Raw genomic sequence first — 14,245 nt, forward strand, 5'->3', positions numbered from 1 at the left:
GTTTTCCCGTAAATGGTGTAAGCGTATTGAATATCAGGTTATTCTTAACCTATTGAATTTGTGGTTTTTACAGCCAGAGTAAATTTGAATATGTTACTCTGTCTAAGTTAAAATAAAGAATATATAGTTTGTTACGTAACTTTTTTTTAAAATAGAAAGAAGTTCCATACTGCTAAACGAATTACTACAAGTATTAATGCTACTCAAACTTAGAAGCAACTGTATCGTGATAAACTTATATGATTAAAGTTGATTTAATACAAGAGGAAACTCTTTAAATTATTGAGTAGTGTAAATTATAATACAATTAGATTTTTTGATCTTAAAGTTGACTGACTGTAAGGTTTGATGTCTAGAGGGGGAAACACTTTTTTTAATAGCTTAATATTCAACTGAGTTGAACATGACAGGATTAGTTGTCGTGTTGGTCTTTAGGATGTTATGTCTCGAAATATAGCTAAAACTTCCGTTTACATACAATTATAATTAGAGATTGAAAATTTCTAGTAGGTATGAAGATGGGCTAGTTTATAGTTACCTCCCTCTGCAAACTTATTGTCAAGCTATTTTGAATAAATAGAAATAGAGAAATGATAATTACAGCTTTTTACAATTTAGAAAAAGGATGGAAGTTGTTTGTGTTAACATGAAAATTAAATAAAAATGATTTAAGAACAATCAAAACAGAAAAAGCCAACGACTAGATACAACTAACCAAGGTCTGGAAGTATAATATTTTGAATACTACTTAATAGAGAAAAGAAGAAAGAAGTTCTTTTAGTTCAATGAGTTAATGATTTGGTCTGAAAGATATTTGTTAAATTTTAACAATCATATTATGATTAAAAAAAGTTCCTATAAGTTAAGTAGTGTTTTTGCAGTTATATTAATATTATTTCTGTGTTTTTCGTCTAAAACAGCACAGTCCCAATATACAGACATAGTGGTGCTTGCTAATAGTGGTCCGGATACAAACGGTAGAAAAATTTTTCCAGCTAAATCAAACTCTAATCCTAATATTATAGCGGTAAGATCGACTATACTTCGTGGTAGTGGTGATTTTATTCATATTCAAGGCAATTTGTATTTTGAACATAGTGACACCAATGATGTAGAGTTTCAATTGGAGTTTATAGAACTTGTTAATGGTGAACCGACTCCAGTATTCGGGAACTATTCGTTTGTAGTAGATGATATAGATAGCGAGGAAGAAATTTTTATTTCTTGTTCAGATAGGGTTGTGTTCGTGAGGGCAGAGCAAAATGTGAAGCTTTTAGAAGTAAATGGTGGGATTCTAGCAGATGGCGAAAATAATATCATAGACAATCGTGCACAGTTTTCATTTTTAAATGTCGCGAGTATTCGTGGAGTAATGAGGGCGTCCTCCGAAACATTAGTAAAGCAATTTGATTTGGATTTAAGGGATTACGAATTGTTTAACGATAATGGAACTTCCTTACGCGTCCTCTTGTGTAGTAACTCAGATATTGATAATGATGGCCTTATTAACTCTGAAGACAAAGATGACGATAATGATGGAATTCTTGATATTTATGAGGTAATTGGCCGTGATCCTGATGGAGATGAAGACGGTGATTTAATTCCAAATTACCTTGATATTGTTGATAATGGTAATGGTGGTGATGGTTCAAATACAGACTATGTAGATAATGATAATAATGGTATAGTAGATGTTTTTGATACTGATAACGATGGCGTTCCTAATCATTTTGATGTAGATAGTGACAATGATGGTTGCCCTGATTCAATAGAAGCAGATGAAAACGTTACCTCAGACCAGTTAGATAGTGTGGGAGCCATTGACGTTTATAACCAAGGTGGGGTTGATACTAATGGAGTCCCTATTCTTGTCAATAATGATGGAGATGTTGGTCAAAACACACTGGATAAAACCTTAGAAGCTACACGGATAACAGTAGATGCAACGACATTAGTGGATCAAATATTAGATCTAGGAAATCCAACGGTGTTTGAAATTACTACTGCAACAGCAATAACGACAACTGAGTTTTCTGCGTCTACTTTAGCATCAGAGGCTGATTATGACCATGCTTCGGCTATTGACCTGTCGGAAGATATTGTATATCAATGGCAAGAAAATGGAGTCGATTTGTCTGATACAGGCGTATATTCAGGAACTGATACGTCACAATTACAGATAAGTGATGTTACTGACTTGTCAGGAAATGAATATACTTTAGTTGTTACACATCCAGAGAATGCATGTACGGATATTCAAAATAGTGCAAGGTTAACGGTAAGAGACCCATGTACATGGGGGGCTATAACAGGCTCGCCAACAGCTAATGATCCTGATGGAGATGGCATTAATAATGTATGTGATTTAGATGATGATAATGATGGTATTTTAGATTGCGTTGAAGTGAATATTAATTCTGCTACCGAGGTTGATGATTTATTTGTTTTAGGGGGCGATGCTGTTAAATTACAGGCTAATGAAGTACGATTGACTCTGGATAGCGATCGGCAGATTGGACGAGCGATGTCAAAAGACAAAATAGCTTTCGATAAAGATTTCACGATTAGATTTGAGGCATATCTCGGAGAAAGTGATGGAGCAGATGGTATTGCCATTATATTCCATAATGACCAACGTGGTTCATCAGTTGAAGGAGCTGATGGAGCAGGTATGGGTGCTCAGCATATAAAAAGTGGAATTGTTTTAGAAATAGATACGTATGATAATAGTGTCTATGAAGGGTTTTTCGAGGATATAGAAGATGATCATGGGACGATTTGGCCATCTGAAAATACTCCAAAACTTACGAAAATATTATCCAAAGCTATTTCTCTTGGTGAGTTAGAAGATGGTGAATGGCACCCAGTAGAGATAACATGGGACAGCTCCACGAATACAATAGAATATACAGTAAGTGGAATGGTAGCGGGAAGCTATACAGGAGACATCGTTACTGATTACTTTCGAGGAGAGAGCTTAGTGCACTTTGGTTTTACAGCTTCAACAGGAGGGGTAAATAATGAACAAAAAATTAGATTTACTAATTACTGTAATGATCTGCCACTTGAAGCAGATACGGATAACGATGGGATTTCAGATCATTTAGATGTGGATAGTGATAATGATGGTTGCTATGATGCTATAGAAGGGGCTGGAAATGTTACTTCATCACATTTAGATGCCAATGGAAGAATTGATTATGCAAGTAATGGTGGAGTAGATGCAAATGGAGTTCCTAATCTGGTAAATTCAGGAGGAGCTGCGGATATCGATGCAAATCAGGGGCAACTAACATTGATGGTGGTAAGGGAGGCTACTGTTATACAGATAGATAGTCAGCCGAGTAACACAACTATATGTTTAGGTGATAATGTTACTTTTACCATGTCGGGTTCTTCATTAAGTACAGCCAGTTTTACCGGAATGGCGCCAACAACCAATCCAGATTATAGCGGAAGCATGTCAAGTACCGACGACTTACAATACTTATGGCAAGAACAAGTGGCAGGCGTAGAGATGTGGAATAATCTAAGTGATGGGGGAGTTTATAGTAATACAGGTACCGCTTCTTTAACACTGACGAATCCACCATTAAGTGCATCTGCCAATAAATATAGACTAGTATTAACCAGCTCAAAGAACGTATGTGAAAGTGTTACAAGTAGTGAGGCTATTTTAACAATAACACCTCACAATACAGCAAGTGTAGCGTCTAGCACACCCACCTTATGTATCAATACGGTATTAACAGATATTACCCATATGACGAGCGGAGCAACGGGTATTGGTTCGGCAACAGGTTTACCCTCTGGAGTAACAGCTTCATGGAATGCAGATACGATTACGATAGAAGGAACGCCAACATCAAGTGGAATGTTTAATTATAGTATTCCGCTAACAGGAGGTTGTGGAAATGTAAGTGCTACAGGAACTATTACAGTCACGCCAGATAATACAGCAAGTGTAGCGTCTAGCACCCCCACTTTATGTATCAATACAAAGTTAACAGATATAACCCATACAACAAGCGGAGCGACGGGTATTGGTTCAGCAACGGGCTTACCCTCTGGAGTAACAGCTTCATGGAATGCAGATACGATTACGATAGAAGGAACACCAACATCAAGCGGAACGTTTAATTATAGTATTCCGCTAACAGGTGGTTGCGGAAATGTAAGCACTACAGGAATTATTACAGTCACGCCAGATAATACAGCAAGTGTAGCGTCTAGCACCCCGACTTTATGTATCAATACGGTTTTAACAGATATTACCCATACAACAAGCGGAGCGACGGGTATTGGTTCAGCAACGGGCTTACCCTCTGGAGTAACAGCTTCATGGAATGCAGATACGATTACGATAGAAGGAACACCAACATCAAGTGGAACGTTTAATTATAGTATTCCGCTAACAGGAGGTTGTGGAAATATAAGTGCTACAGGAACTATTACAGTTACGCCAGATAATACAGCAAGTGTAGCGTCTAGCATCCCGACTTTATGTATCAATACGGTTTTAACAGATATTACCCATACAACCAGTGGTGCAACGGGTATTGGTTCAGCGACAGGCTTACCCTCTGGAGTAACAGCTTCATGGGATTCAGATACGATTAGGATAGAAGGAACACCAACATCAAGTGGAACGTTTAATTATAGTATTCCGCTAACAGGAGGTTGTGGAAATATAAGTGCTACAGGAACTATTACAGTTACCCCAGATAATACAGCAAGTGTAGCGTCTAGCACACCCACTTTATGTATCAATACGGTTTTAACAGATATAACCCATACAACAAGCGGAGCGACGGGTATTGGTTCAGCAACGGGCTTACCCTCTGGAGTAACAGCTTCGTGGAATGGAGATACGATTACGATAGAAGGAACACCAACATCAAGCGGAACGTTTAATTATAGTATTCCGCTAACAGGAGGTTGTGGAAATATAAGTGCTACAGGAACTATTACAGTTACCCCAGATAATACAGCAAGTGTTGCGTCTAGCACGCCGACTTTATGTGTCAATACGGTTTTAACAGATATTACCCATATGACGAGCGGAGCAACGGGTATTGGTTCAGCGACAGGCTTACCCTCTGGAGTAATAGCTTCATGGGATTCAGATACGATTAGGATAGAAGGAACACCAACAACAAGTGGAACGTTTAATTATAGTATTCCGCTAACAGGAGGTTGTGGAAATATAAGTGCTACAGGAACTATTACAGTCATTCCAGATAATACAGCAAGTGTTGCTTCAAGCACGCCGACTTTATGTATCAATACGGTTTTAACAGATATTACCCATATGACGAGCGGAGCAACAGGTATTGGTTCAGCGACAGGCTTACCCTCTGGAGTAACAGCTTCGTGGAATGGAGATACGATTACAATAGAAGGAACACCAACATCAAGCGGAACGTTTAACTATAGTATTCCGCTAACAGGAGGTTGTGGAAATATAAGTGCTACAGGAACTATTGCAGTTACCCCAGATAATACAGCAAGTGTTGCGTCTAGCACCCCGACTTTATGTGTCAATACGGTTTTAACAGATATTACCCATATGACGAGCGGAGCAACGGGTATTGGTTCAGCGACAGGCTTACCCTCTGGAGTAATAGCTTCATGGGATTCAGATACGATTAGGATAGAAGGAACACCAACAACAAGTGGAACGTTTAATTATAGTATTCCGCTAACAGGAGGTTGTGGAAATATAAGTGCTACAGGAACTATTACAGTTACCCCAGATAATACAGCAAGTGTAGCGTCTAGCACCCCGACTTTATGTATCAATACGGTTTTAACAGATATTACCCATACAACAAGCGGAGCTACGGGTATTGGTTCAGCAATAGGCTTACCCTCTGGAGTAACAGCTTCATGGGATTCAGATACGATTAGGATAGAAGGAACACCAACATCAAGCGGAATGTTTAATTATAGTATTCCGCTAACAGGTGGTTGCGGTAATGTAAGCACTACAGGAACTATTACAGTCACGCCAGATAATACAGCAAGTGTTGCGTCTAGCACGCCGACTTTATGTATCAATACGGTTTTAACAGATATTACCCATACAACAAGTGGAGCTACGGGTATTGGTTCAGCAACGGGCTTACCCTCTGGAGTAACAGCTTCATGGAATGCAGATACGATTACGATAGAAGGAACACCAACATCAAGCGGAACGTTTAATTATAGTGTTCCGCTAACAGGAGGTTGTGGAAATGTAAGTGCTACAGGAACTATTACAGTCATTCCAGATAATACAGCAAGTGTTGCTTCAAGCACGCCGACTTTATGTATCAATACGGTTTTAACAGATATTACCCATATGACGAGCGGAGCAACAGGTATTGGTTCAGTAACAGGCTTACCCTCTGGAGTAACAGCTTCATGGAATGCAGATACGATTACGATAGAAGGAACGCCAACATCAAGCGGAATGTTTAATTATAGTATTCCGCTAACAGGTGGTTGCGGTAATGTAAGCACTACAGGAACTATTACAGTCACGCCAGATAATACAGCAAGTGTTGCGTCTAGCACGCCGACTTTATGTATCAATACGGTTTTAACAGATATTACCCATACAACAAGTGGAGCGACGGGTATTGGTTCAGCAACGGGCTTACCCTCTGGAGTAACAGCTTCATGGAATGCAGATACGATTACGATAGAAGGAACACCAACATCAAGCGGAACGTTTAATTATAGTGTTCCGCTAACAGGAGGTTGTGGAAATGTAAGTGCTACAGGAACTATTACAGTCATTCCAGATAATACAGCAAGTGTTGCTTCAAGCACGCCGACTTTATGTATCAATACGGTTTTAACAGATATTACCCATATGACGAGCGGAGCAACAGGTATTGGTTCAGTAACAGGCTTACCCTCTGGAGTAACAGCTTCGTGGAATGCAGATACGATTACGATAGAAGGAACGCCAACATCAAGTGGAATGTTTAATTATAGTATTCCGCTAACAGGAGGTTGTGGAAATGTAAGCGCCACAGGAACTATTACAGTCACGCCAGATAATACAGCAAGTGTAGCGTCTAGCACACCCACCTTATGTATCAATACGGTATTAACAGATATTACCCATATGACGAGCGGAGCAACGGGTATTGGTTCAGCAACAGGCTTACCCTCTGGAGTAACAGCTTCATGGAATGCAGATACGATTACGATAGAAGGAACGCCAACATCAAGTGGAACGTTTAATTATAGTATTCCGCTAACAGGAGGTTGTGGAAATATAAGTGCTACAGGAACTATTACAGTTACCCCAGATAATACAGCAAGTGTAGCGTCTAGCACCCCGACTTTATGTATCAATACGGTTTTAACAGATATTACCCACACAACAAGTGGGGCAACAGGTATTGGTTCAGCAACAGGCTTACCCTCTGGAGTAACAGCTTCATGGAATGGAGATACGATTACGATAGGAGGAACACCAACATCAAGCGGAATGTTTAATTATAGTATTCCGCTAACAGGAGGTTGCGGAAATGTAAGCGCCACAGGAACAATAACGATCAATCCGAGCCTATTAGCAACCACAAATGATATAGTAGTTTGTTCAGGAACTACCAGTTCAGCTATTAATTTGGTTGTAACATCGGGAATCCCAACAGAGTATACGATAGATTATGACGAGATGTCTGAGTTAGCGGGGTTTATAGACATAACAACAACAGCAAGTTTAACAGGAGCTACTTATGCAATTCCATCAGGAGCTCTGCCAGGAACCTATAATGGTGTTTTAACATATATGAATGGAAATGGTTGTTTAGATACCGATGATTTTACTATTGTCGTTCAAGAATGCTCGGACTTAGGCTTGTCAAAAACTGTTAGCGATAGCACTCCTAACGTAGGAGATATAGTCACTTTTGAGATAGCATTGTCTAACGGAGGGTTGGATACAGCAACAGGGGTAAATATAGAAGATATTTTACCAGTAGGTTATGGCTCAATTACAAACATTAGCAATGGAGGAAGTTTAACAGGAAACACGATTACTTGGAGTAGTTTGTCCGTTAGCACTACAGGTATGATGTTAAGTTATAATGCTACGGTAAATGCTCCGACGGGTGCTGTCGATGAATATAAGAATATAGCTCAGGTTACGGCAAGTGATCAATACGATCCTGATAGTGCTGTAGATAATGACGATGGAGATCAGAGTGAAGATGATGAAGGTAGTGCTACGACAGTGCCTCAGGTTGTGGATTTGAGTTTGTCAAAAGCTGCTAGCGATAGCACGCCTAACGTAGGAGATATAGTCACTTTTGAGATAGCATTGTCTAACGCAGGGTTGGATACAGCAACAGGGGTGAATATAGAAGATGTTTTACCGGTAGGTTATGGCTCAATAACAAACATTAGCAATGGGGGGAGTTTAACAGGGAACACGATTACGTGGAGTGGATTATCCGTTAGTACTACAGGTCTGACCTTAAGTTATAATGCCATAATTAATGCTCCCACTGGAGGAAAAGATGAATATAAGAATATAGCGCAGGTTACAGCGAGTGATTCATACGATCCAGATAGTAATGTTAATAATGATGATGGAGATCAGGATGAAGATGATGAAGATAGTGCTACGATAGTGCCTGAAGTTGCAGATTTGAGTTTGTCAAAAGCTGTTAGTAATAGCACACCGAATGTTGGAGATATAGTTACTTTTGAGATAGTATTGTCTAACACAGGAGAGGATACGGCGACAGGGGTAAATATAGAAGATGTTTTACCGGTAGGTTATGGCTCAATAACAAACATTAGCAATGGAGGAAGTTTAACAGGAAACACGATTAGTTGGAGTGGTTTATCTGTTAGTACTGCGGGTCTGACGTTAAGTTATGATGCCACCGTGAATGCTCCGACGGGTGCTGTAGATGAATATAAGAATATAGCTCAGGTTACAGCAAGTGATCAATACGATCCTGATAGTGCTGTAGATAATGACGATGGAGACCAGAGTGAAGATGATGAAGGTAGTGCTACGATAGTGATTCAAAGTGCAGACTTGAGTTTGTCAAAAACTGTTGGCAATAGCACGCCTAACGTAGGAGATATAGTCACTTTTGAGATAGCATTGTCTAATGCAGGAGTGGTTACAGCAACAGGGGTAAATATAGAAGATATCGTACCGTCAGGTTATAGTACAATAACAAATATTAGCAATGGGGGGAGTTTAACAGGAAACACGATTACTTGGAGTGGTTTGTCTGTTAGTACTACAGGTATAATGTTAAGTTATAATGCCACTGTGAATGCTCCGACGGGTGCTGTAGATGAATATAAAAATATAGCTCAGGTAACAGGAAGTGATCAATACGATCCTGACAGTGCTGTAGATAATGACGATGGAGACCAGAATGAAGATGATGAAGATAGTGCTACGACAGTGCCTCAAGTTGCAGATTTGAGTTTGTCAAAAACTGTTAGCGATAGCACGGCTAACGTAGGAGATATAGTCACTTTTGAGATAGCATTGTCTAACGGAGGGTTGGATACAGCAACAGGGGTAAATATAGAAGATGTTTTACCAGTAGGTTATGGCTCAATAACAAACATTAGCAATGGAGGAAGTTTAACAGGAAACACGATTACTTGGAGTAGTTTGTCCGTAAGTACGGATGGTCTGACGTTAAGTTATGAGGCCACGGTCAATTCTCCTACAGGAGAGGAAGGTGAATATAAGAATATAGCTCAGGTAACAGGAAGTGATCAATACGACCCAGATAGTAATGTTAATAATGATGATGGAGACCAGAGTGAAGATGATGAAGATAGTGCTACAATAATAATGCAGCCGGTTAATCTGTCGTTAACAAAAGAAGTAAATAACAACGAACCATCGGTAAATTCAACGGTAGTTTTTACAATCACATTAACAAACTGGGGCCCAGGTGTTGCCACGAATGTTGAAATAAGTGAGAATTTACCATCTGGCTATGAATTTGTTTCTTACGAAGCGGATGCAGGTACATATGATAATTTTTCTGGAATTTGGGAAATACCCAGTTTAGTTTCAGGTGTTACAATAGAGCTAAATATTACAGTCTTAGTGCAATCATCTGGTGATTATGAGAATATCGTTTCTTTAGCTAGTCTAGATCAACTTGATATTGATGCTTCAGATGATGTAGCGAGTGCTAGTGTAGTTCCGATGTGTATAACTATTTATAATGAATTTACACCTAATGATGATGGTGATAATGACACTTTTGTAATCTCTTGTATAGAAAATGATCAGTATAAGAATAATAGACTAGAGATATATAATCGTTGGGGTAATTTGGTTTACAGTAAAGATGGCTACGATAATACATGGAAAGGAATGTCTAACGGTCGTTTTAATATTCAAGTAGATAAACAATTACCCTCAGGAACTTATTATTACGCGTTAGACTTAGGAGATGGCAGTGAGCCAAGAGCAGGTTGGGTATATATCAATAGGGATTAATAGAAAAATTTTTAAGAAATGAATAAGATATTACTATCTATAATAGTGCTAAGCACGGCAATCATAAGTGGCGAGCTATATTCACAACAAGATCCGCATTATACTCAATATATGTTTAATACGATGAGTGTGAATCCGGCGTATGTAGGATCAAAGGGTCATAGTGTTATTAATTTATTAGCCCGTACACAATGGGTAGGAGTAGATGGAGCTCCCGACACCCAAACTTTAAGTTATGATACCCCCATAGGCTATAGCGGAGTGGGGTTAGGAATTAATCTAGTGAAGGATGAGATAGGGCCTTCTACAGAAACCTATTTGGATGCCAATGCATCCTATACTGTACGAACAAGTGAGGAAGGTAACCTAGCTTTTGGAATGAAACTAGGAGGTCGGTTTTTCAATGTAGATTGGAGTAAAGGTATTTACAGAGATAAGGCAGATAAACAATTATCCCGGCCAATTAACAAGTTCCTACCTACTATAGGAGCAGGGGTTTATTATTACAAGTCGAATTGGTATTTAGGTCTGGCAGTTCCTAATGTTTTAAGAACAGAACATTATGATGATTCGAGTAATGGCGGAAGTGTGGCTACAGAACGGATGCACTATTTTTTAATAGCAGGGTATGTGTTTGATCTGAACGACGATATCAAGTTTAAACCAGCGGTACTGACCAAGATTGTAAGTGGAGCACCCTTATCGTTGGATGTTTCGGTAAATTTTTTATTTCATGAGAAGTTTCGAGCGGGGCTAGCATGGAGATGGGATGATTCAATAAGTGGATTAGTAGGTTTTCAAGTGAATAGATCACTTCAAATTGGTTATGCGTATGATTTGACAACGTCAAATTATAGTAATTATAACTCAGGAACGCACGAATTGATGTTGCGATATGAGATATTTAGAGAACAGACGATGAAATCACCTAGATTTTTTTAAAAGTATAAAAGCTAAGATATATGAAGAGAGTAATATTAATAGTACTATTATTATTTACTGTAATAGGTTACGGACAGCGCAAGTATGCGGCAGATCGCTATTTTAAGGAATATGCTTATAAGAAGTCGGCAGAGTTGTATCAACAGCTTTATGATAAGGGAGATAGTTCCTATTTAGTTTTGAGTAGATTGGCAGATTCATATTATCATACAATATCCTTTCAAAAAGCAGAAAAATATTATAGGGAATTGATGAAACAACATGAGGGAGTTGCTTCTGCCGAACATCTATTTAGGTATGCACAGGTTTTAAAGAGTAATGGAAAAATAAAAGAATCAGATGATTGGATGCTAAGGCTAAAGACGGTAAAAGGTGATGATAGTCGTGTTGCAGACTTGGAGAATAACAAGGATTATTTTGTGTCTTATACTAATAGACCAAAAACCTATATTCATATCCATAACTTATCGATTAATACACAATATTCAGATTTTGGAGGCTTTTTGCATGACGGATATTTTTATTTTTGGTCAACACGTCCCGACGCAGAAAACAGGAAGTTGTATCAATGGAACAATCAGCCGTATTTGAATATTTATAAATCAAAACAGCAGACTTTAGAAGAGAACAGGGTGTTAGATGTAGATGCGGCAGAAAAAATTATATCGTTGAGCAGCAAGTATCATGAATCTAATGTGGTTATTACTAAAGATGGCAATACGGTATATTTTACTAGAGATAATTACAACCATGATAAAGAGAAATTAGTAGGAGATACAAAGAACGTGTCTAACTTAAAGATGTATAAGGCAAAAAAAATGCATAACAATAGTTGGGACAATGTAGAAGAGTTGCCTTTTAATGATGATGAGTATTCTACCGGGCATCCAGCCTTAAGTCCCGATGAGAAGACATTGTATTTCGTATCGGACAGACCTGGAGGGTATGGAGGCACAGATTTGTACAAGGTTTCAGTTTTACCAGATGGCAGTTATGGTGAACCAGAGAATTTGGGTAATACCATCAATACAGAAGGAAGAGAAATGTTTCCTTTTATAGGGGCTGATAACCGACTGTATTTTTCTTCAGACGGTCATCTAGGATTAGGTGCGTTGGATGTATTCGAGACCAAATTAGAAGGCACTGGATTTACAGAGCCGCATAATCTAGGCTCTCCAGTAAATGGGCCCTTAGATGATTTCGGATTTGTGATTAATGAAGAACGAACAACGGGTTATTTTTCATCAAATCGTGAAGGAGGCGTAGGTGATGATGACATTTATAGTTTTAGAGTTTATAATTGTAAGGAAACCATTAAAGGAGTGATTTCAGATTCAAGAACAGGGTTACCGATAAACAAGGTGACTGTACGTTTGTTAAATGACAACGATGAACCTGTATCAGAACAGATAACCAAAACCGATGGGACTTATAGTTTTGATGCGTTAGATTGTGAGAAAAAATTTGTACTAGTAGTTTCGAAGGATGATTATAAGGGAGTTCATATAAAACAAGTGACATTAGACGTAAACAAGAAAACCCTGAAGACAGATATCATTTTACAATCATTGATAGAAGAAGACCAGATTGTGATCAATCCTATTTATTTTGATTTTGATTTGTACACCATTCGAGAAGATGCGGAATATGAATTGGAACATATCGTGACTGTGATGCAAAACCATCCTGATATGGTCATCAAAATAGAATCTCATACCGATAGCAGAGGGTTAAAAGAATATAATAGGCTTTTATCAGATAGGCGAGCCAAGGCCACACGTGATTATCTAGTGATGCGAGGAATAGCTCCAGAAAGAATAGCAAGTGCCATAGGGTATGGAGAAGATAACCTGCTTAATGATTGTGGAGATGATAATCAACGAAAGTGCACAGAAAAAGAGCATCAACAAAACAGACGATCGTATTTTTATATAGTAAGCGGTGGATAAAATGTAAAAACAGATAACCGTTAAAGAAATAGGTGGAAGAAGAAAATAGTTGACTGTCATGAATAAATTATTTTCTTCTTTTATAAAGACACGATGCGATGTTTTCAAACCAGAATTGTACAATAGGTTTTTGTTCTGAGAGAGGTAAGCGTAATAGAAGTAAGTGCTTTCTCAATTTTAGTATGCACTGGTATGGTTACATTTAAAAGTAGAACGAAGTGGTTGATTTTACAGTGATTTCATCTTGTAATAGATTTTCTATTGCATAATTCGGGTTGCAGGTTTGCTATGAGTGCTAAGACAGAAAACCGGATTTATCTTTAGGTTATTTCCAAAATATAGGAATCACAAATCTCTAGTTTGGCAAGGCTATAGAACACTAAGATTTTACAGATAAATATTTTGTATACAGGTATTAAATTATTTTAAGTTAGTTTTATAACGCAAAAATAGCTACAAAAGAAATAATAGATATGCGAAATATTTATTTGTAAAATGTATTACTAGTATTTGACTCCATTTATCATTTGAAATCACCATTGTAAAACCCGCTTTTTACCTCTTCAATATATTAGAAAAAGAAACGATATACCTAGGCTAGGCTTGGTTTTGTGAAATTCGTAAAAAGAAAAAGTAATTATTTATGTTTTCAATAATTTTAAATCATAAATAAAGATGATACTTTTTGATGTTGTTTAGGGTAAAAAGGAATAATAGACTAAAAAACATCGGATTTTATAAAAAAAATTTTGCTTCTAGGTATTAATCTCATATATTTGCATAGAATATTTTTTAATAGTTTGGTTAGGAACTATTTTAGGAATTTAAAATGTTGATTTAGGATTCAAGATAATTTATTGTC

General features: G+C 37.9%; 3 protein-coding genes. All 3 read left to right on the top strand.

The window, feature by feature from the left end; genetic code table 11:
- The first annotated feature begins 838 nt into the window (after window positions 1–838).
- Genes AC2TDS_RS13815 through AC2TDS_RS13825 form a run of 3 tightly spaced genes read left to right on the top strand, consistent with a single transcriptional unit; the run spans window position 839 to window position 13,383 of the window.
- On the top strand, window positions 839–10,492 hold the full coding sequence (locus AC2TDS_RS13815; protein ID WP_484736164.1) for a lectin-like domain-containing protein: 9,654 nt from the start codon (window positions 839–841) through the stop codon (window positions 10,490–10,492).
- A gap of 18 nt (window positions 10,493–10,510) precedes the next feature.
- A complete protein-coding gene (locus AC2TDS_RS13820; RefSeq protein WP_484736165.1) occupies window positions 10,511–11,434 on the top strand; it encodes a PorP/SprF family type IX secretion system membrane protein in 924 nt (307 codons plus the stop codon).
- A gap of 20 nt (window positions 11,435–11,454) precedes the next feature.
- Window positions 11,455–13,383: an OmpA family protein gene (locus AC2TDS_RS13825; RefSeq protein ID WP_484736166.1), complete on the top strand. Its 1,929-nt coding sequence runs from the start codon at window positions 11,455–11,457 to the stop codon at window positions 13,381–13,383.
- Window positions 13,384–14,245: the final 862 nt, after the last annotated feature.

The sequence above is a fragment of the Tenacibaculum profundicola genome, assembly GCF_057220795.1.

Bases quoted from the DNA above. Each gene is read 5' to 3' on its own strand.
- AC2TDS_RS13820 (WP_484736165.1), top strand. From the start codon at position 10,511: ATGAATAAGATATTACTATCTATAATAGTGCTAAGCACGGCAATCATA.
- AC2TDS_RS13815 (WP_484736164.1), top strand. From the start codon at position 839: ATGATTAAAAAAAGTTCCTATAAGTTAAGTAGTGTTTTTGCAGTTATA.
- AC2TDS_RS13825 (WP_484736166.1), top strand. From the start codon at position 11,455: ATGAAGAGAGTAATATTAATAGTACTATTATTATTTACTGTAATAGGT.